The organism is Dyella halodurans, assembly GCF_026283925.1.
Lineage (GTDB): Bacteria > Pseudomonadota > Gammaproteobacteria > Xanthomonadales > Rhodanobacteraceae > Dyella > Dyella halodurans.
The window spans coordinates 146,434-165,746 of the sequence record NZ_JAPDPF010000006.1 but is presented as its reverse complement, the minus strand read 5'-3'; the positions used below and the strand labels follow the sequence as shown (position 1 = coordinate 165,746).

17 protein-coding genes, 1 tRNA gene and 1 pseudogene are annotated in these 19,313 nt (G+C 62.1%); 8 read left to right on the top strand and 11 right to left on the bottom strand.

The window, feature by feature from the left end; genetic code table 11:
• Window positions 1–311 precede the first annotated feature (311 nt).
• From OUZ49_RS13360 to OUZ49_RS13350, 3 genes are read right to left on the bottom strand one after another with little or no spacing between them, the layout of a single operon-like run.
• Window positions 312–1,718 carry a cytochrome c gene (locus OUZ49_RS13360; protein ID WP_266150956.1) on the bottom strand — a complete coding sequence of 469 codons (1,407 nt, stop codon included), beginning with the start codon at window positions 1,716–1,718 and terminating at the stop codon, window positions 312–314.
• The gene (locus OUZ49_RS13355; RefSeq protein WP_266150954.1) at window positions 1,715–3,490 is read right to left on the bottom strand and encodes a GMC family oxidoreductase; all 1,776 of its coding nucleotides are present in this window, start codon (window positions 3,488–3,490) and stop codon (window positions 1,715–1,717) included. The genes OUZ49_RS13360 and OUZ49_RS13355 overlap by 4 nt, the downstream gene beginning before the upstream one ends.
• Window positions 3,487–4,203 (bottom strand): gluconate 2-dehydrogenase subunit 3 family protein, encoded by a 717-nt coding sequence (locus tag OUZ49_RS13350; protein ID WP_266150953.1) that lies wholly within the window; start codon window positions 4,201–4,203, stop codon window positions 3,487–3,489. Before OUZ49_RS13350 ends, OUZ49_RS13355 begins: the two co-directional genes overlap by 4 nt.
• A gap of 288 nt (window positions 4,204–4,491) precedes the next feature.
• Here OUZ49_RS13350 and OUZ49_RS13345 point away from each other — a divergent pair, with 288 nt between their 5' ends.
• On the top strand, window positions 4,492–5,394 hold the full coding sequence (locus tag OUZ49_RS13345) for a cation diffusion facilitator family transporter (RefSeq protein ID WP_266150951.1): 903 nt from the start codon (window positions 4,492–4,494) through the stop codon (window positions 5,392–5,394).
• A gap of 228 nt (window positions 5,395–5,622) precedes the next feature.
• Here the strand turns inward: OUZ49_RS13345 and OUZ49_RS13340 are convergent, their stop codons facing one another.
• The gene (locus tag OUZ49_RS13340) at window positions 5,623–6,474 is read right to left on the bottom strand and encodes an alpha/beta hydrolase (protein WP_323134934.1); all 852 of its coding nucleotides are present in this window, start codon (window positions 6,472–6,474) and stop codon (window positions 5,623–5,625) included.
• A gap of 228 nt (window positions 6,475–6,702) precedes the next feature.
• On the opposite strand from OUZ49_RS13340, the gene OUZ49_RS13335 reads away from it, so the two are divergent.
• Window positions 6,703–11,385 carry a DEAD/DEAH box helicase gene (locus tag OUZ49_RS13335; RefSeq protein ID WP_266150950.1) on the top strand — a complete coding sequence of 1,561 codons (4,683 nt, stop codon included), beginning with the start codon at window positions 6,703–6,705 and terminating at the stop codon, window positions 11,383–11,385.
• Here the strand turns inward: OUZ49_RS13335 and OUZ49_RS13330 are convergent.
• Entirely contained in the window at window positions 11,373–11,744 is a 372-nt protein-coding gene (locus OUZ49_RS13330; RefSeq protein ID WP_266150949.1) for a nuclear transport factor 2 family protein, read from the bottom strand. The two genes, OUZ49_RS13335 and OUZ49_RS13330, sit on opposite strands and share 13 nt — an antisense overlap.
• Window positions 11,745–11,942: 198 nt before the next feature.
• Between OUZ49_RS13330 and OUZ49_RS13325 the strand changes: the two genes are divergently transcribed.
• The 4 genes from OUZ49_RS13325 to OUZ49_RS13310 all read left to right on the top strand — a co-directional run bounded on the left by OUZ49_RS13325 (window position 11,943) and on the right by OUZ49_RS13310 (window position 13,942).
• Window positions 11,943–12,018, top strand: a tRNA-Ile gene (locus OUZ49_RS13325).
• Between the two features lie 85 nt (window positions 12,019–12,103).
• Window positions 12,104–13,147: a tyrosine-type recombinase/integrase gene (locus tag OUZ49_RS13320; protein ID WP_266150948.1), complete on the top strand. Its 1,044-nt coding sequence runs from the start codon at window positions 12,104–12,106 to the stop codon at window positions 13,145–13,147.
• 223 nt (window positions 13,148–13,370) lie between these two features.
• Complete coding sequence (locus OUZ49_RS13315) at window positions 13,371–13,739, top strand: antitoxin VbhA family protein (RefSeq protein WP_266150947.1); 369 nt, start codon at window positions 13,371–13,373, stop codon at window positions 13,737–13,739.
• Between the two features lie 11 nt (window positions 13,740–13,750).
• A complete protein-coding gene (locus tag OUZ49_RS13310; protein WP_266150946.1) occupies window positions 13,751–13,942 on the top strand; it encodes a hypothetical protein in 192 nt (63 codons plus the stop codon).
• Between the two features lie 189 nt (window positions 13,943–14,131).
• On the opposite strand, the gene OUZ49_RS13305 is transcribed toward OUZ49_RS13310, so the two are convergent.
• The 5 genes from OUZ49_RS13305 to OUZ49_RS13285 form a co-directional block, all read right to left on the bottom strand.
• On the bottom strand, window positions 14,132–14,629 hold the full coding sequence (locus tag OUZ49_RS13305) for a hypothetical protein (RefSeq protein ID WP_266150945.1): 498 nt from the start codon (window positions 14,627–14,629) through the stop codon (window positions 14,132–14,134).
• 39 nt (window positions 14,630–14,668) lie between these two features.
• Window positions 14,669–15,187: a DUF6998 domain-containing protein gene (locus OUZ49_RS13300; protein ID WP_266150944.1), complete on the bottom strand. Its 519-nt coding sequence runs from the start codon at window positions 15,185–15,187 to the stop codon at window positions 14,669–14,671.
• A gap of 544 nt (window positions 15,188–15,731) precedes the next feature.
• A complete protein-coding gene (locus OUZ49_RS13295; RefSeq protein WP_266150943.1) occupies window positions 15,732–16,178 on the bottom strand; it encodes a ribbon-helix-helix protein, CopG family in 447 nt (148 codons plus the stop codon).
• A 205-nt stretch (window positions 16,179–16,383) separates the two neighbouring features.
• Window positions 16,384–17,178, bottom strand: a complete 795-nt coding sequence (locus tag OUZ49_RS13290; protein ID WP_266150942.1) for a helix-turn-helix domain-containing protein — start codon at window positions 17,176–17,178, stop codon at window positions 16,384–16,386.
• Between the two features lie 9 nt (window positions 17,179–17,187).
• Entirely contained in the window at window positions 17,188–17,406 is a 219-nt protein-coding gene (locus OUZ49_RS13285) for a DNA-binding protein (RefSeq protein ID WP_266150941.1), read from the bottom strand.
• Window positions 17,407–17,500: 94 nt separating this feature from the next.
• Here OUZ49_RS13285 and OUZ49_RS13280 point away from each other — a divergent pair, with 94 nt between their 5' ends.
• On the top strand, window positions 17,501–17,821 hold the full coding sequence (locus tag OUZ49_RS13280; protein WP_266150940.1) for a hypothetical protein: 321 nt from the start codon (window positions 17,501–17,503) through the stop codon (window positions 17,819–17,821).
• A pseudogene (locus tag OUZ49_RS20915) lies at window positions 17,767–18,015 on the top strand (PaeR7I family type II restriction endonuclease); the annotation flags it as partial. The gene OUZ49_RS13280 and the pseudogene OUZ49_RS20915, both read left to right, overlap by 55 nt.
• 65 nt (window positions 18,016–18,080) lie before the next feature.
• On the opposite strand, the gene OUZ49_RS13270 reads toward OUZ49_RS20915, so the two are convergent.
• Entirely contained in the window at window positions 18,081–19,259 is a 1,179-nt protein-coding gene (locus OUZ49_RS13270; protein WP_266150939.1) for a restriction endonuclease, read from the bottom strand.
• Window positions 19,260–19,313: the final 54 nt, after the last annotated feature.

Below are 19,313 nucleotides of genomic sequence, written 5' to 3'. Positions count from 1 at the left end.
CCACCATGCGCGAAGGGATGGTCTGGACCGACGGTTCTGCGATTCGAAACTTGCTGCGTTACGAATGTCTGTTCAAAGCCGCCTGTGACCACCAGGTATGCGCACCCTTTCCTACCCGTCATCCCCGCGAAAGCGGGGATCCAGTGCCTTTTGCCCTCCGAACGGAAATCTCAGATCGAAGCAAGTCGCTGGATGACCAGCTTCGCTGTTGTAAAGCGCCTCCCGCTTGACCAGCCCTTCGGCTGTTGAGAGCCGCGGGGATGACGGTGAGGGGGTAGAAACGTCTGCGAGCCCTTACCCCGCGCCGTCAGCTACTGCTGCGCCGCCGGCGCCCCGGCAGGCCGGTTTGCGCGCGGATCGTAGCCCGTCATCATCGGCTCCCCGCCCGGCGGCAACTCCCGCATATGCGCCACCAGTTCCGCATTCACCGCCCCTCCGCGATTGCCCCAGCTGGAGCGCACGAAGGTCAGGATCTCGGCCACCTCGTGATCGGTCAGTCGATCGCGGAAAGCGGGCATGCTGAATTGCGACGGTGCGTTGCGGCCGGACGGCATGGTGAAGCCGTGCAAGACCAATCGAATGACCGAACGCGGATCGTCACTGTTGAGGATCGGGTTGCCGGCCAGGGCCGGGAAGACGTAGCCATAGCCGTGGCCATCCGTGCGATGGCAGGTGGCGCAGTTATCGATATAGAGCTGCGCGCCCGGCGCACTCAGCTTGCCGGCGAACAAGGCATCGCGCGTCGCCTGGTCGTAGGTGATGGGGGTTTCCTGGCGCGATGGCGTGAGCGATTTCAGGAACGTGGCGACGGCGGTAAGGTCGTCGTCGCTCATGAACTGGGTACTGTGTTCCACCACGTCGTACATCGAGCCGAAGATCGCGCTGCGCTCGCTGCGTCCGCTCTTGAGCACGGTCACCAGCTCCGCGTCGGATACGCTGCCGAGGCCGCTGGCCGGTTCGCCGCGCAGGCTGGGCGCCACCCAGTTGTCGCTTTCGCCGCCACTCAGGAACAACGGGCTGTTGCCCAGCGAGCGTTCCTGCAGCGTGAATGCGCGGGGCGTATGACAAGCACCGCAATGGCCCAGCCCTTCCACCAGATACTCGCCACGTGCCAGCACCGGGTGCTGCGACATCGCCACCTGCATGGGTTCGACCTTCGGCGCGAACAGCCAGCGCCAATAGGTCAGCGGCCAACGCATCGACAGCGGCCAGTGAATGCGGTTGCGCAGATTTTCCTGCTGAACCGGCGCTACGCCGCGCATGAAATAGACATACAGCGCCTGGATGTCCTGGTCACTGACGCGCGAGAACGAGGGGAACGGCATCGCCGGATACATCGACTGTCCCGACGGCTTGATGCCGCGCCGCACGGCGCGCTCGAACTGACCGTAGGTGTAGTTGCCGATGCCGGTCTTCGGATCCGGCGTGATATTGGTGCTGAAGATGGTGCCGATCGGTGAGGCAATTGGCAGCCCACCCGCAAACGGCTTGCCGCCCGGTGCCGTGTGGCAGGCGGCGCAGTCGCCGAGCCGCGCCAGGTACTCGCCTTGCTTGGCCTGTGCGTCCGTTGGCATCGGCAAGATCGCTGCGGCATCGCCACCGCCGCGGCCCAGGGCCAACGTCGCCAACCAGGCGATCACCACCAGCACGACCAGCCACAGGACGATACGCAGCAGGGCGCCTCCACCACTACGACGACGATGGGCCAGGGCGTTCATACCTGCACCAGGGGGCCGGGGTTCTTGAGATAGGTCTCGCGGATGGCCTTGACCGAGCGATAGGTCAGGCCGCCGATGAGGCCGGTCGGGTTGTAGCCGATGTTTTGCGGAAACGCCGAGGCGCCTGTGACGAACACGTTATGCACGTCCCAGCTCTGCTGGAAGTTGTTCAGCGCGCTGGTGTTGGGGTCCTTGCCCTGGATGACGCCGCCGGTGGTGTGCGTGGTCTGGTACTGGCGCGTGTCGTAGTGATCGCCCGGCTTGCGCACGGTCTGCGCGCTCTGGCGCGGCTTCATCTGGTCGGCGATCTCCTGCGCCCGGTCGGTCAGGAAGCGCGTCATCTTGTATTCGTTGTCGTGCCAGTCGAACGTCATGCGCAGCAAGGGCAGGCCGAAGCTGTCCTTGTAGGTGGGATCGAGATCGAGATAGCGATCGCGGTACGACATCACCGAGCCATGCGTCTGCAAGCCGGTGGTATGCAGGTAGCTGTCCTTGGCGGCGCGCTTCCACTTCTCGCCCCACGCCGGCGTACCTGGCGGCAAGCTCAGTTGCTGGATCGGACGCCCACCGGTCTGGCCGCCCAGGATGTAACCGCCGCCGACGAAACCGTACGGGCCATGATCGAAATGGTCCGAGTTGAAGTCGTCGATGATCTGATTGCCGCCCGAGCCTGCCGAGGCGAAAGGGTTGATCGCCACGTCCTGGTCGTAGAACAGCCCGATGGTGCTCATCATCTGGTACGCGTAGTTCTTGCCGATCACGCCGGTGCCGGTCTTCGGGTCGTACGGCTTGCCGATACCCGACATCAGCATCAGGCGCACGTTGTGCATCTGGAAGGCCGCGACGATCACCAGGTCAGCCGGTTGCTCGACCTGCTGGCCTTTCGCATCGATATAGGTGACGCCGGTGGCACGCTTGCCGGTGTTGTCGAGATTGACGCGGGTGACATGGCTGTTCGTGCGCAGCTCGAAATTCGGGCGACGCATCAGCACCGGCAGGATCGTGGTCTGCGGCGAGGCCTTGGAATACATGTAACAACCGAAGCGCTCGCAGTAGCCGCACAGATTGCACGGCCCCAGGCGGGCGCCATAGGAATTCGTGTACGGCCGCGAGGCATTCGACGAAGGTTGTGGAAACGGCTTGTGGCCGAGTGCGCGTGCCGCGTCGGCAAACAGCTTGGCCGCATAGTTGTCGGCGACGGGCGGGTTCGGGTACTCGCGTTTGCGCGGGCCTTCGAACGGGTTGCCGCCGTCCTTGATCTCGCCATTGAGATTGCCGGCGCGCCCGGAGGTGCCGCAGACGTATTCGAACTGATCGAAGAACGGCTCCAGCTCGTCGTAGCTGACCCCGTAATCCTGGATCTGCATGTCTTCCGGCATGAACTTCTTGCCGTAGCGCTGCGTGATATGACTTTCAAACTCCAAGTCCTCGGGCGACGGCCGGTAATGCTGGCCGTTCCAGTGGATGCCCGCGCCACCGACGTGGTTGCCGAACAGGAAGGAGCCGTACTGCCGGTACGGCACGGCGGTTTCATCCAGGGTGTGGCGGATGGTGATGGTTTCACGCGCCAGCGGCTGGAACAGGTTGCCACGAATGCCGTAGGCCAACTCGTCGGCGCTACGCGGATAGGCGAAATCCGGCGAGGTGTCGCGATAGTCCCCGCGCTCCAGCGCAAGGATGTTGATGCCTGCATCCGCCAGTTCCATCGCCATGATCGCGCCGGTCCAGCCGAAGCCGACGATCACCACGTCGACCGGTTTCATGCGCGTCATGATTTCGCTCCCTTGATGGAGACGGGACCGAACGGATAGACCTTGCCGGGCTGTTCGATCCAGTCGGCGAAGTCGGCGCGTGCACCAGGGAAGCCGATCATCTTCCAGCTGCCCATGTTCTTGTTGCCGCCATACATCGGGTCGGCGAAATAGCCTTCCTTCGTATTGGTCAGCAGCAAAGAGAAGAACGCGGTGGCTGGCAGTTGATCCAGCTTGATGTCGCCTTTCTCCAGGCCATGCAGCACCTCGTCGCGTTGCTCGGGCGTCAAGGCAGAGAAGCGTTGTTTGTGTTGCTTCTGGCACCAGTCATCGACGGCGGCGATGCCGGTGCGATACAGCTCGCGCGGGGCGAAGCGCAACTGATAACCCAGGGTCGGCGGCGTATCGGGCACAAACGGCCCTTGCATATACCAGAGGCCACCATGGCCGTAAGCGTCATCCATCTGGCGATCGAGAAATTCGGGAACGCCCAGTTCCAGTGCGCCGGGTCCGGCATCGCTGGAGGGAATCAGTCGATCCACGGCCGCCTGGATGAATTCCCATTCCGGCGCGGTGAAGTAACGTGGCGTATACGCAGGCGTCGTCGCCGTCGCCGCGCTGCCGCCCTGGGACTGCGCGAGGGCAGTCGTTCCCAGCAGGCTCACCGCCGGGACGGCGACCAGTGACTGCCGTAGAAAGTCGCGCCGAGACGGCGAACCGAGCTTGTCCGACATGGCATTCCCCGGGGGCTTTAGAAGCCCATCCATGCTGGCTCGCCCGATGGCTGCAAAACGTGAAGGCGCCGTGGTGTCGAACACTCCGGGACACACGAGCATTCGAAGCCTGCGTTTCGAGCATCGGCCGCGTCCTTCACGGCCACTCAACCGCGTGCATTGTCACAATCGAAACGCCGGCTGCGGTAGCGGTTTCAGAGGCGTGGTCAGCGGTGGCGAGCCGATGCTCCGCCAGGACTCGTGCCATGCTGTGTCCACGCCAATACGCGGTCGGCCAGGACGGATGCCATGGACACCTCACGCGAACAAAGCCAGCTGCGCCTTTCCATCGTTCTGGCCTTGCTGATCGGTGCGGCAAGCGTGGTGGCGGGCCTGTTCATGCGCTCGCAAGCCATCGCCTTCGACGGTTTCTATTCGCTGGTCGACGCCGTGCTGACCGGTGGCTCGCTCGCCGTATCCCGCCTGGTCGCCAGCGAGGGCAGTCGGCGCTTCCAGTTTGGCTATTGGCATCTGGAGCCACTGATCGTGGTGTTCAATTCGGCCGTGCTCGCCGTCGTGTGCAGCTACGCGGCGTTTACCGCCGTGCATGACTTGCTCACTGGTGGTCACGAGCTGTCCTTCGGTATCGGCGCGGCCTGGGTGGCGTTCGTGGGCGTCTTCTGCATGGGCATGGCGTTCTATATGCATCGACACGCGGTCGCGCTGGGTTCGGTCCTGTTGCAGGTGGACATGCGCAGCTGGTTGATCAGCGGCTGCATCAGCATCGCCGTGCTGATCGGCTTTGCCATCGCCGCCATCATCGAAGGCGGTCCGCTCGATCATTGGACGCGCTATATCGATTCCACCATCCTGCTTCTGCTTACCCTCGCCTTGCTGCCGCTGCCGCTGAAAAGCCTGTGGCACGCCTTGCGCGAGGTATTGCAGCTGGCACCGGACGAGCTGGACAGCCGCGTGCGCACGGTGATGGAGGCCTTGGTGAAGGAGCAGGGCTATCTGAGGTTCGACAGCTACGTCGCCAAGATTGGCCGCATGCGCTTCATCGACATCCACGTCCTGGTCGAACCCCATCGCCCCCTGGGCACGATGGATGATGTGGATGCCGTACGCAGCGAGATCGCCACGCGGCTGGGCAGCGATATCCGCGTGGAATGGCTGACCATCACGTTCACGGGTAAGCGCGAGTGGATGTGATTGGCGATGGGCCGAGTAGATGCTTTGTCGTCATTCCGAAGGCCCCCAAGAACCTCCGCAGAGACCAAGTGTCTGCGCCCCCTCCTAACCGTCATCCCAGCGAAAGCTGGGATCCAGTGCCTTTCAAGCCCTGACTGGTAGTGGCGAATCGAAGCAAGTCGCTGGATCCCAGCTTTCGCTGGGATGACGGCCTTCGGGTGCGGCACACGCTTCCCCCCGTGACCCACCTCACCCCAACCGCTGCAACCAATCCCCCAACTGCTTCAGCACCTGGCTACGCGCCGGCTCCGCCTCATTGAACAACTCGTGATATAGCGCATCGAAATACCGCGTCGTGAGCTTTTGGCTCGCCCACGCACCCGCGGCAAAGTCGCGGCTGCCCGAGGGGTCGACCAGCCGGTCGGCGCCGGCCACCAGCAGCAGGGTAGGTATGTGTAGCTGCGAGGAGTCGCGAATCGAATGCTCGCCGGCGCGGAAAATGAAGTCGGCCATGCGCGGCGTGATCCAGCGGTGGCGCAAGGCATCCGCCTTATAAGCTGGTGCCACCTGCGGGTCATGCGAGAGCTTGTCGAACGGCAACCCATTGGGCAGCGGCAGGCTTGGCGTGACGCGGGCGAGCACGGCAGCCAGGCGCCGCAACCAAACACTCTCCCAGCTACGGAACGCCGGCGAGGAAAGCACCAGGGCCGGCGGCTGCATGCGCTGGTCGAGCACGGCACGCGCCGCCACCAGGCCACCCATGCTGTGGCCCAGCAGCAACGGTGGGCGGGGCAGGTGGGAGGCGTAGTCGTTGTAGACCGTGGCCAGGTCTTCGAGCAGGTCGTCGTGGTGGCGCATGGCGCCGCGCACGCCGGGCGTCTGGCCATGGCCGCGCTGGTCGTAGCTGCGTACCGCATAGCCGCGCGTGCGGAACCACATCGCCAGTCGCTGGTAGCGTCCGCTGTGCTCGCCCAGGCCGTGCACGATCAGTACCGCATCCTGACTGCGGGCCTGGGGCCAGTCGCGCACGAACAGGCGCTGGCCATCGGCCATGGTCAGGTGTTGGGAGCTGTCGCTGCCGTGGTCGCCCGGTTGCTTCACATTGCGGCCTTCTGGGTAAAAGCCAAATTCTGCATCAAGTAGGGGACGCCGTGGTCGCCCGGCGAACGACTGGGGCGGGTTTCTGCGACTGGGTAGTGGTTGAACTGCCGGGCGGCGCCCGGCGACGTCCCATGGAGAGCTGGATGAGGTCGGTCGCGTGTTGCCAAATGGCCACCGCGCCCCCATTTTGGCTACACCGGCCGGTCGCCCCGGTGCAAACTTAAGTCCATGCCCCTGCACGATTTTCATCCCGCTGTCGCGGCCTGGTTTCAGGGCAGGTTCGCGACGCCCACGGCGCCGCAGAAAGCGGCTTGGCCTGCTATTCGCGCCGGCCGGCATACCCTGGTGGCGGCACCTACCGGCTCGGGCAAGACGCTTACGGCGTTTCTCTCCGCCATCGATACGCTGGTACGCGAGGGCGTGGCCAACGGCGGCGTGCTGCCGGACGTCACCAGCGTGGTCTACGTCTCACCGCTGAAGGCCCTCTCCAACGATATCCGCATCAATCTGGAAGCCCCCCTCGAAGGCATTCGCGAGGAGCTGGCCAAGTTGGGCCTGCCCGACGTAGCCATCCGCACCGCCGTGCGCACCGGCGACACGCCGCACGCCGAGCGCACCGGCATGCGCAAACAACCACCGCACATCCTGGTGACCACGCCGGAGTCGCTGTACATCCTGCTCGGCTCCGAATCCGGCCGCGCCATGCTGGGCAGCACCCGCACGGTCATCGTCGACGAAATCCACGCCATCGCTTCAAGCAAGCGCGGCGCGCACCTGGCACTCTCGCTGGAGCGACTGGAATCGCTATGCCAGCGGCGTTTGCTGCGCATTGGATTGTCGGCGACGCAGAAGCCCATCGAGGAAGTGGCGAAGTTTCTCATCGGAGCGCGCACTTCGCTCCCTCTCCCCTCCGGGGAGAGGGCTGGGGTGAGGGGCCAATCTAGCGATAACGCTTCTTTCGAGCGAGCTTCGATCGACCTTCCCGCAAGCACTCACCCCTCACCTCAATCCTCTCCCCAAAGGGGAGAGGAAGTAGAAGCGAAGCGCCGCGCAGCCACGCGCGACGACGTATGCATCATCGACGTCGGCCACACCCGCCAACGCGACCTCGCCATCGAAGTACCCCCCGTACCGCTCGAATCGGTGATGTCCAACGACTGCTGGGAACTGGTCTACAACCGCCTAGCCCAGCTGGTGGAAACACATCGCACCACCCTCGTCTTCGTCAACACCCGCCGCATGGCCGAGCGCGTCTCGCGCCATCTCTCCGAGCGCCTGGGCAAGGCAGCGGTAGCGGCCCATCACGGCAGCCTCGCCAAGGAACAACGGCTCGATGCCGAACAACGCCTCAAGCGCGGCGACCTTTCCGTGCTGGTGGCCACCGCCTCGCTGGAACTGGGCATTGATATCGGCGACGTGGACCTGGTCTGCCAGCTCGGCTCGCCTCGCTCCATCGCCGCCTTCCTGCAGCGTGCCGGTCGCTCCGGCCATGCGGTGGACGGCACGCCCAAGGCGCGCCTGTTTCCCGCCACGCGCGACGACCTGGTCGAATGCACAGCCCTGCTCGACTGCGTGCGCCGTGGCGAACTGGACACGCTGATCCAGCCGCCGCAACCGCTGGATGTACTCGCACAACAAATCGTCGCCGAAGTGGCCTGCCAGGAATGGAGCGAGGATGCGCTGTTCGCCCTGATGCGCGGCGCCCATCCTTATCGTGACCTCACACGCGAGCAATTCGATGCCACCGTGCGCATGCTGGCGGAAGGCTTCACTACATCGCGCGGCCCACGTGCGGCTTATATCCACCGCGATGCCGTGCATGGCCAACTGCGTGCCCGCCGCGGCGCACGCCTGACCGCCGTAACCTCGGGCGGCGCCATTCCCGATACCGCCGACTACCTCGTGGTGCTGGAACCGCAAGCCACGATCATCGGCACGGTGAACGAAGACTTCGCCGTCGAGAGCCTGGCCGGCGACGTGTTCCAGCTCGGCAACACCAGCTATCGCATTCAGCGCGTCGAGCGTGATCGCCTGCGCGTGGAAGACGCGCAAGGCGTGCCGCCGAATATCCCGTTCTGGCTCGGCGAAGCGCCCGGCCGCACCGCCGAGCTCTCGCACGGCGTCTCGCGCCTGCGCGAGGAAATCGCCACGCGTCTCGATGAAGGCGGCGTGCCCGCCGTCATGCATTGGCTGCAACACACGCTGGGCTTGAGCGAAGCCGCCGCCCAGCAACTTGCGGACTATCTCGCCGCCGCCAAGGCCGCCCTCGGCGTGCTGCCCACGCAGAACACCCTGGTCTTCGAACGCTTCTTCGACGAATCCGGCGGCACCCAACTCATCATCCACACGCCATGGGGCAGCCGCATCAATCGCGCCTGGGGCCTGGCGCTGCGCAAGCGCTTCTGCCGCCAGTTCAACTTCGAACTGCAGGCTGCCGCCACCGAAGACGCCATCGTGCTGTCGCTGTCCACCAGCCACAGCTTCCCGCTGGAAGAAGTGGCGCGCTACCTGCACTCCGGCTCGGCCGAGCACGTGCTGATACAGGCCCTGCTGGATGCACCGCTATTCCCCGCGCGCTGGCGCTGGAACGCCACCACGGCGCTGGCGCTGCCGCGCTTCCAGGGCGGTCGCAAAGTGCCGCCGCAACTGCAGCGCATGAAAAGCGAAGACCTGCTCGCCGCCGTGTTTCCCGATCAGGTCGCCTGTCTGGAAAACATCGTCGGCGAACGCGACATTCCCGACCACCCGCTGGTCAACCAGACCCTGCACGACTGCCTGCGCGAAGCGATGGACGTGGATGGCCTGCTGCACATCCTGCATGGCCTGGAAGACGGCTCCATCACCGTCGTCGCCCGCGACCTCGCCGCCCCCAGCCCCCTGGCCGGCGAAGTACTCAACGCCGCCCCTTACGCCTTCCTCGACGACGCGCCGCTGGAAGAACGCCGCACCCAGGCCGTGCAGTCACGCCGCTGGACCGACGCCGACAGCGCCGACGATCTGGGTCGCCTCGATCCGGAAGCGATCGCCGCCGTACGCGAAGAGGCGTGGCCGCAAGTACGCAGCACCGACGAAATGCACGAAGCCCTCGGCGTCCTCGGCGGTATCACGCAACAAGAAGCCAACAACAACGAAGGCTGGAGCAACTGGCTAAACGCCCTGGCCAAGTCCCACCGCGCGACGCTCTTCACTCCCTCTCCCCGGAGGGGTACGCGGGGAGGCGCCATGGATGGCGCCGGCTTTGAGGAGCGAGGAGAGGGCCGGGGTGAGGGGCCACTCTTGCCTCAGTCCACCTGGACCACCGCAGAAAAACTCCCGCTGTGGCACTCCATCCACCCCAACGCCACGCTCGAACCACCCATCACCGCACCAAACGAATTCGCCACCCAAACCTGGACCCGCGAAGACGCCCTGTTAGAACTCGTCCGCAGCCGCCTAAGCGGACTCGGCCCCATCACCGTGGCCCAACTCGCCGCAGCCATCCAGGTCCCCACCACCGACATCGACCTCGCCCTGATCCGCCTGCAATCCGAAGGCTACGTCATGCAAGGCCGCTTCACCCCCGAAGCGTCCGAGGTCGAATGGTGCGAACGCCACCTGCTGGCCCGCATCCACCGCTACACCATCGGCCGCCTGCGCCGCGAAATCGAGCCGGTAAGCCGGCGCGACCTGATGCGCTTCCTGTTCGACTGGCAACACGTGGCGCCAGGCTCGCGCTTGAGTGGCCCCGATGCACTGCCAGCCGTGCTCACCCAACTCGAAGGTTTCGAAGCCGCGGCCGGCGCCTGGGAAGCCGAATTGCTGCCCGCGCGCATCGACGACTACGCCATCAGCTGGCTCGACGACCTTTGCCGCGCCGGCCGTGTCAGCTGGAGCCGCCTGCGCACCGGCAGCGGCGGCGGTGGCGGCCCCGTGCGCGCCACACCCATCGTCCTGTTGCCACGCCGCAGTCTGCCCATCTGGACCGCCGCCGCGTCCGGCGGCGACAACGTCCAGGACGTACTGATCTCCTCACGCGCCCAAGCCGTCCTCGATGCCCTGCGTGACGAAGGCGCGCTGTTCTTCGACGAACTGCTCCACACCACGCATCTGCTACGCACCGAACTCGAAGACGCCCTCGGCGAACTCGTCGCCGCCGGCCGCATCACCGCCGACAGCTTCGCCGGCCTACGCGCCCTGCTGGTCCCCGCCGCCAAACGCGACGCCCACCGCCACCGCCGGCTACGCCGCCACATGCTTACCGGTATTGAAGACGCAGGTCGTTGGTCAAGGGTAAAGAACCAAATTCTTCTCCCCTCCGGGGAGAAGATGCCCGGCAGGGCAGATGAGGGGCGGGTGCTCGCGAGCGCGCTGAACTCTGCGGCAGGAGGCACTGGCCCTTCGCCAAAATCCGCGACAACGGCCGAAACCCCAGACCCCATCGAACACATCGCCCGCACCTTGCTCCGCCGCTACGGCGTCGTCTTCTGGAAACTCCTGGAACGCGAAGCCCCCTGGCTCCCCACCTGGCGCGAACTCCTCCGCGTCTACCACCGCCTGGAAGCCCGCGGCGAAATCCGCGGCGGCCGCTTCGTGGAAGGTCTGGTCGGCGAACAGTTCGCGCTACCCGAAGCCATCGCCCGCCTGCGCGCCACCCGCAGCGCCGAACCGCAAGGCGAGCTGGCCTGCGTCAGCGGATGCGACCCACTCAACCTGGTAGGCACCGTACTGGCAGGCAACAAACTACCGGCGCTGGTCGGCACGCGTGTGCTCTACGAAGACGGCGTACCCGTGGCCGCCCTGGTAGCAAGCAAGCCGCAATGGCTGGCGGATGCTACGCCCGCACAGCAACAACACTGGCGCAACGCACTACTGCGCCGAACCGAGCACGATGCGCTCAAGGCCGACGCACGCGCCGCGGGCTACTCGCTGTAGTCAGCGATATAGACCAGCAACCCATCGCGCTGGCGAAACTCGCTGCGCCCACCCAAGGTAATCGACTGCCCTGCACGCACGCCGTTGGGCAGGTCCACGGCAAACGTGCCATCAAACAGGATATGCACCGTCGCCATGCCCTCGCGTTCCTCGTAGGCAAGAATCACCTGGCGACGTGCGGAGAACAGGTAGCGCGAACTTTCCGCCAGGTGGCGCAACTCATCGACGCCCTGCGTGCGCACGCTCAGCACGCCGGCCGTGTAATTCTCGAACACCACCTCGCGGTGCATGGTCGCCAACATGCCGTCGACATCCATGCGGTTGTACGCGCCAAGGTAACGTTCAATCAATTCGCGCATGGAGCCTTCCTGTCAATGCGCCCGCTCCCGGGCGCGCTGCCGGCGAGTCTACGTCACCCGGGCCCAGAAACCGACCTCCCGGCAGCGGGGCAGCCCAGTCCCCAGGCCATCCGCCAGCCCGCCAGGTCGACGCCAAAGCCCCAACAAAGCTACCATGTGCGGCCTCCCGCACCGGCCTTCAGGCGCCGGCGCAAGCAAGGGCCTATAGCTCAACGGTTAGAGCAGAGGACTCATAATCCTTTGGTTCCAGGTTCGAATCCTGGTGGGCCCACCATAAATTTAAGGGTTTTTCGGAAATCCACTTGCAAGTCCCTTGGTCCGAGGTACAGTTTCAGTACACCACTGAAGCGCGGCGTACCATGGCGACCCTCGTAAAGACTCCCTCTGGCACATGGAAAGCAGTCATCCGCAAACAAGGATGGCCGACATCTGCGAAGACTTTTCGAACCAAGCGTGATGCAGAAGATTGGGCGCGCCGCACAGAAGACGAAATGGTCCGTGGCGTCTTCATCGAGCGCGCGCCATCTGAGCGCATGACATTTGGAACGGCGCTCGACCGCTACCTCGCAGAAGTCACCCCAACGAAGAAGGAAACCACGCAGCGTGCTGAGCGGCTAAAAGCCGTCTCGCTCCGCCTATTTTTCGGGAAGTACTCGTTGGCAGCAGTCAATGCCGACTTGGTCGCTCGCTATCGCGACCATCGGCTAGGAGAAGGCAAGAAGCCCAATACCGTCAGACTGGAGTTGGCTTTGGCAAGCCACTTATTTACGACGGCTATCCGCGAGTGGCGAATAGGTCTTGTCCAAAACCCTGTTGCCAACATTCGGAAGCCCAGCGTCGGCGAAGGCCGCGATCGTCGCCTTTCAAAAGAAGAAGAGCGGCGGTTGCGCAAGGCGGTCACTGCGCACTCGAACCCCATGCTTCGCTGGATCTTCGATGTGGCGCTCGAGACTGGAATGCGATCATCGGAGATCACAGGACTGACTAGGGGGCAGATTGATCTGCATCGTCGAATTGTCCGTCTGAGCAAAACGAAGAACGACAGTGCACGCACCGTTCCGCTGACGCAGCACGCCAAAGAGGTGCTAGCGGCGGCCCTGGCGAATCCTGTGCGGCCGAAGGACTGCGATTTGGTCTTCTTCGGAGAGCCAGGTAGAGATGGGAGGCGCAGACCTTACAACTTCAACAAGGCTTGGCTGACGATCAAGTCCGAGCTGGGTGTGAGCAACCTGAAATTTCACGATTTGCGTCACGAGGCTGTGAGCAGACTGGTTGAGGGTGGGCTCAGCGATCAGGAGGTTGCAGCCATCAGTGGCCACAAGTCCATGCAAATGTTGAAGCGTTACACTCACCTTCGAGCGGAGGATCTAGTGGGACGCCTTGATTCATTGCGGAAAAGGTAGACATCTTCCTTTGGATCGGAAAGAGCGTGATTGGATCAATGGCGACGAGCCCCATGTCCAATAGGTATGCAGGGTTTCAATAGCGCTTTCTAATGCCGGAAGGCTCACGGGGGTATGACGTGGCAAAGGGGCGATATCTCTAACGCGGTTCAACATGCCAATTCCGATGAGGCACGTCATGCGAAATGAAGCTAGTTGCGCGCTAGGGCGAGTAGAGGCGGCATTGCGCGGGGAATTCGACGCCGACCAGCTCAATGACGACGAGCAGAGAATTTTCATGGATCTGTTTGCGGTACGGATGATGGGGCCGAACCCCGAATCGGACGCCCTTGCCGCCAAGATGCGCGATGAAGGAGGCTACGTGGGCCTGGACGATCAGGACAACCTGGTGCGCACGCTACCAGGCGGCGGGCTGGATGTGATCGAAATTAGCGACGCCGAACGGCAACGCCGTCAGGAATACTTCAATTGCGCGGTGGCCACGGCGGAGCTGGAAGGGCTCAAGGTTGACGATGCCACCAAGGACCGCGCCCGGCGCTACATCGCCGGGGAAATCAGCCTGGCCGAGCTTGTCGCCCTGAAACACGAATGAGGATCGTCACCATGTCGGACGGGAAAACCGTGAGGTACACGTTGGACCCGGATAAGCCGGTCAGTCTGAGCGCCGAGGCAAAGGCGCGGCTGGCCGCGAAGCGGGACAGCGGCATCGACACGAGCGACCTTCCCGACCTGGCCGGCGAGGATGGCTGGTACTGCCCTGGCTCGCGCGATGCCGGGAAGCGACCCGCGCGCTAGGCGCGGGGGTCGGTAGCCTGTTTCATCGCGACATGTCCCGCTGCTGTTGCTGCTGATTCTCGACCGGCCGTGCAACGCCGTCCGCGCACAAGCGTGGTTGTGGCCTCGAAATTTGCGACTGTCGCAAATTTGGCGGTGAAGAAGATGCCCTAGTGGTTCGAGTGGAACGAAGTGAACGAGGTCCCGGGACTACGCGAACAGCGGAATGAACAGTCCGATTTCCTCATGGGACACGTACCTATCGAAGAAGCCGCACGCGGCCTCATTTCTCGCATAGAAGACCTTGGGGGCGACTAGAACAGTCTCATAGTCGGTGTAACTCCTATATTTTGGGTTGCCCATCCACTGTCGCGCCCTGGGAGCGTAGAGCTCGGGCTGAAGAGGCTCGAACGATCCCGCCGCGGTCTTGTTTTCGATGTGGAGCGCAAACCGCATACCATCAGGAGTCTCGAAGACCACGAGCACATCTGTCTCGCTTTCCTTGATGGACGTAACCGTTTGACCAGTCGCTTCGTCGACAGTCGCGTGCGCGACGGAGCCCCACGGATGGTTGGAACGAGACCAGAGGTATGTCGCCCCGAGTCCAGCGAACTTGGTGCGGCTGACAAACCAGTCGGCAAAACCTGGATTGGACTTCAGTTCCGCGTCAAGCGCAGCATCGAGCTGCTTTTCCGAGGCTCTGCTCACGGCAACTCCTTTTCGACTGGACGAGCTGGTGGTCTTTCTTCAAATTCCCACTACACAGGCCATGCCGTCCTGCTGGTTCGCCTCTGTCGCCCATTTACTCTGTCGCTTCGGGATCCGCTCTCCTGGTGCAACTCCCTCCGAGAGCTTTCGCAGCTCTGAGTTCGGAAAGGATAGAAGCTTCGTCCCTAGGCCCTTGCGATGTGCGTACCTCTGCTCGATGAGGCTTCCGGGGCCGTTGAAGATTTCTTCGAACGTGCCATCCCGGTAGAGCTTAAAGCCGAGGTAATAGTCCGGCGTGGACTTGAAGGTGAGCGCCTGTTGAAAGGTGGCCTTGATTTGGACTTTTCGACCGTTGGAGGTCGTAGCGTCATGGTCGGGCTGGGAGACCTCATCTAGTATGAGGTCATACTCTAGCTCGCCAATCACCTCGCCGATGTCTCCGACCAAGCGACCATCGATGGTGAATTCGCGATTCGGAAACGCCGCCTTCAGGCGACGTATTCCCTCAAATATGAGCGCCAGGCTTTCGTTGAGCTCACTGTGCTTGCGGTGGGGCATACACATCTCCATTTATCCCGTCGACTGGCCATAGTGGCACCCGCGGGCTCCAGACCGCTGGATCCGCTGTGAGCTTAACCCCCTATCCAGAAGGGTCATGACCGTATCGGAACTCTGCTCAGCCATCGCCGTAATCCGCAGTCGTTGGACCCGAGTATGGAGGAGAAATTTGCGACAGTCGCAAATTTGGAAGCGATGGGTCGACAAGTGCGAAGGCACTGGCGATCAGCCCGATGAGACCGTTCGCTAGGTTGCTCATCCTCGAACCCAATCTTTACGGGGATATTTGCGACAGTCGCAAATTTGACTTGGGCGATTGATTCACCTTCACCAAAGCCAGCGGATCTCCCGTAGCTTTGGTAAGATGGGTTCCATCACACCCGCCACGCCTCTATCACGGATCGCTCCGTGGCAAGCGCAAATAGGCGGGTTTTTTTATCGCCTCCCTCCTTGCAGGGGCCTCTTAGGAGGCGAAATTTGCGTGCAACGCAAATTTGGGTGGGGTTACCGCGCATAGACCTGATGCAGCGCAGCTACAAGGATCTCACTGGCGTTCCTCCCCGCATGCCAAGCTTTCCAGCGGATTGCCGCCTGTCCAAGCGCCCTCCACGCGTCGCATGAAGATCTCATGGCGTCGCGCCGCATCTGCCGCGGCGGCTTGGCGAACATCTACCGGGGGCTCCATCGTGTGGAATAGATACAGCCCGGAAAACTCGTGCATGAAGGCGACGAGGACCCCTATTTCTGCGCGCATTACCCTTTGCATTTTGATCAGGCGATCCACGGTTGCGCCGAATCGTTGGTCCATTGCTGCTATTTCATCGCGCATCCTTTCGCGGTCTACGTAGTCGCGAAGTGCCTCACGCAGCAGATCCGAATCGTTCAGTCCGTTCGCTTTCTTGATGGCGGTCACCTTATCAAGCAAGGCGGCATCGCTAACGCGGGCCTTCAGGGTGCGTGCCGCCGATGGTTTAGCTCTGTTGGTTTGCATTCTTGGCTCTCAATGCGTGGCTCAGCCTGTGCCACTGGACTTGGCCTTTGTGGCACAACGTCAATCGCACCATGACGCGGATTTACCCGAGAAATCAGGTGGCGTGTGACACGTCTCTTTATGTTCCACTAGCTGGATCAGGTGGGCGTCATGAGCAGTGCCTCTCGGTAAAGGCAAATGTACGTTTAGGCATCGAGCGGCTTCTCTAACCGAGGCCGACGATGCTGCGGATAGCGGCCATATGTTGACTCACCACCTCGTCACTAGCGCGGGGCCCTTGGGCAGCCTTCTGCAGGTTCACGCGCTCCTTGAGACATTGACGGCGTCGCGCGATATCGATAGCACTATTTGGTACAAATCGCCCGGCTTTGTATTGCCTGAGAAGAGCCTTAAACCACCGCAAGGGTGTCGTTTTGATTGTGCGGCCGTCAGCTAACACACCCGCCAGTTCGTCTAGCAAGAGTTGTGCGTCAGTGCCTGGTACGTCGACGAGCAGCGACCGGAGATCGCTAAGTTCAGCGCCTGACAGGCCGGTGGGTAATTCCAGTGTTGACGTTGCGCAGTCGGCAGTGCCGCGTCGTTGTAGTGGTGGTTCAGCTATTTGGTTCTGTTTGGGTTCTTGGTGCGACATCGATGTGTCGTCCCCCTTCTGACAATGCTTTGTCGGAGGGAGTGCGCCACCGGTGTCACCCCGGGAGAGGCCTTGGGAAGGGGGTGTCAGATTGTCAGAGGGATCGCCGTATCCGAGTAAATAGCTGTTCGACGTTTGTCCGCCTCCCGGAAAGTAACGCCTGGTTACTGATACCAAGCCGCTAGCTTCGAAATCTCTCAACACGCGTTGCACAGTGCGGCCAGAGACGCCGCACTTCTTGGCAATCGTCTTAACCTTGGGCCAGCAGCGGCTCTCCTCATTCGCCGCATCTGCCAGCGCCAACAGGATCACCTTGGACCCCGGAGGGAGCTTTTGCTCCCACGCCCAGCTCATGGCTTTGACACTCATGGCAGTTCGTCACGCCTCGTCGATCAAACGAGCGATTTCAGACATGCGGAAGTAGATTCGCCTGCCCAGTTTCACCTTGGCTGAGCGAAGCTTGCAGGCCATTTCGTTGTTGCTGGAAAGAGACACTCTCAGCCCGTTTGTACTTCTGCCCAGGATTTCGGCAACTGCATCCAATGGCAGCAACGGAGATCCGTACCGATCGAAGAGAAGTTCTTCAGTGCGCGTCATCGCTTCAGTGCCTTTAACTTACCAATTGGTGGTAAGTTAAAGATTACCAATCTTTGGTAAGATTGCAACAGGCAAACGCCTGGAGCTTCTTGAAGTGATCGAACTAGCGCCGGACAACGCAGACTTGCGAGAGCGAGTGATATGGGTCATCAACGAGTTCGTTGGAGCCTGGAGGAAATACCAGTACCTCGAAAAGCGAACCGGAATTTCTGCACGCAAATGGCAGAATGTTTGCAACCGGGTGCAACAACCGAGCATTGAAATGATTGCGGCTCTAGCCGAAGAGCGGCCATATTTTTTGGCCTGGATGGTCACAGGGCGCAGCACCACGATTATCCAAGTCGATCCAACCAAAGAAGGTTGGATGAACAAGGTGGTGCAGCAGCGAATAGTGAAACCTTCTGCGCAAGCTTGACGTGCTGGCTAACTTGTGATGTTAGCCAGCACTTATTTCGTGCGCAGATCTGCCAAAGTCAGTTGATCGCTGCCGTGGACTTTAAGAGTCAAGTTGGTCCGTTTTTTGGAAACAACTTCAATAACGGAACAGAGGAAGCTATCGGTACGGCTCACGACCTTTGGACTGCTTTTCGCAAAGAGACGTTCGGTATTGTGGTACGCCCCCGAAAGAGACCGAACTCTGGGATTTTCATGCCCTCTTGCCCTCTTGGGGTATGTCAGGGCTCAACCGGAAACTGCTCATGCAGCCAAGCTGACATCAAGTCAGCCGTGCCCCGACCGCTGGCACGGAAGAGTTCAACAATATCCACAGCAGAGATGATTACGATGGGGTGGCCGTCTTCTTTGATCTCTTTGTAGGCCTGCCGGTCAACGCAAGTAGTCGTCACGAGCACACCGAACTGACGGTGTCGCAGGCGGGAGATCAGACGCGACATGTCACGGACGCCGACCGCCCTGTTCGTGTAGCACTTTGCTTCAAGAGCGAAGTCCACGAGGATGGCACTCGCGCCGCGACCGAGGCGCATCTGACCTATCGCGTCACGACCACCGTCCCTTGATGGGCGAGTCACGTCCAATGTCGCGATGTCCGGGATCATCAGCTTGGCGATGGCGACTGCACAGTGCTCGAAGGCGTGGGGCCTTCCTGTGAAGTGAGACTGCAGCGTCTGGATTATTGCCCTACCTTCGCGGTCCTGAGGCAGTTGTTCGCGGCTGTTGCGCCATTCGAGCGACCGGTTTGCGAAAAGTGGCGTTCTGCGGCCGCCCCTGATCCATCGTCGCCAAGCCTCGGGAGCGAGGTGATCATCACGTTGACCGTTGATGATGCTGTCAATCCATGCACGGCTGACTGTGGGCGCATCGAGGACCGTGAAACGTGCTCGATAATTCTGGAAGCGCTCACCACCCGCAATCCGCCAGATCGCCACTAACTCTTCAGACGCATCGAGGTCGGATGCACCTGGGACGGCTAAACCAAGGAACTGGACGTCCCGCCAGACGCCCGTGGCAGCGAAAAGGAAAATTGGAGGTACCTCGGCCCGGCCAGCTGCACCAGCTCGCGCTGCCGCGAAGATCTTGCGCAGAATGAAGTTGCCGTGACGGCCGGTCTCGTGAAGCTCGCGTCCCGGTTTCTTGTTGTCGCCGTAATACGTGAAGACTCCGCTCTCGCGGTCCAGAGTGTCGGGCCAGTCCGGATCATCCATGCTCGAGGTCAGGACAAGCATCGTCAGCTGGCCCTGAGTTTTGCCTCGCTTTCGGAACCCGCCCTGACTGTCGACACTCAACAAAGCTGGCAGAGGGTCATCGCCCGCGTTGCCACTTCGTCGGCCGGTGTAGTGGGCATCCACGTGCAGATCGGTGGTTCTCAGCCGATCGAATGGGACGGTTTTCAGCATGCTCTTGTGATCCGAAGTATGGGTCTCGAGGTAAGGCGATCTCTGCGAATTGTC

Coding starts and splice junctions, on each gene's coding strand:
- OUZ49_RS13360 (WP_266150956.1), bottom strand. CDS start 1,718: ATGAACGCCCTGGCCCATCGTCGTCGTAGTGGTGGAGGCGCCCTGCTG.
- OUZ49_RS13355 (WP_266150954.1), bottom strand. CDS start 3,490: ATGACGCGCATGAAACCGGTCGACGTGGTGATCGTCGGCTTCGGCTGG.
- OUZ49_RS13350 (WP_266150953.1), bottom strand. CDS start 4,203: ATGTCGGACAAGCTCGGTTCGCCGTCTCGGCGCGACTTTCTACGGCAG.
- OUZ49_RS13345 (WP_266150951.1), top strand. CDS start 4,492: ATGGACACCTCACGCGAACAAAGCCAGCTGCGCCTTTCCATCGTTCTG.
- OUZ49_RS13335 (WP_266150950.1), top strand. CDS start 6,703: ATGCCCCTGCACGATTTTCATCCCGCTGTCGCGGCCTGGTTTCAGGGC.
- OUZ49_RS13330 (WP_266150949.1), bottom strand. CDS start 11,744: ATGCGCGAATTGATTGAACGTTACCTTGGCGCGTACAACCGCATGGAT.
- OUZ49_RS13320 (WP_266150948.1), top strand. CDS start 12,104: ATGGCGACCCTCGTAAAGACTCCCTCTGGCACATGGAAAGCAGTCATC.
- OUZ49_RS13310 (WP_266150946.1), top strand. CDS start 13,751: ATGTCGGACGGGAAAACCGTGAGGTACACGTTGGACCCGGATAAGCCG.
- OUZ49_RS13300 (WP_266150944.1), bottom strand. CDS start 15,187: ATGCCCCACCGCAAGCACAGTGAGCTCAACGAAAGCCTGGCGCTCATA.
- OUZ49_RS13295 (WP_266150943.1), bottom strand. CDS start 16,178: ATGCAAACCAACAGAGCTAAACCATCGGCGGCACGCACCCTGAAGGCC.
- OUZ49_RS13290 (WP_266150942.1), bottom strand. CDS start 17,178: ATGAGTGTCAAAGCCATGAGCTGGGCGTGGGAGCAAAAGCTCCCTCCG.
- OUZ49_RS13285 (WP_266150941.1), bottom strand. CDS start 17,406: ATGACGCGCACTGAAGAACTTCTCTTCGATCGGTACGGATCTCCGTTG.
- OUZ49_RS13270 (WP_266150939.1), bottom strand. CDS start 19,259: ATGCTGAAAACCGTCCCATTCGATCGGCTGAGAACCACCGATCTGCAC.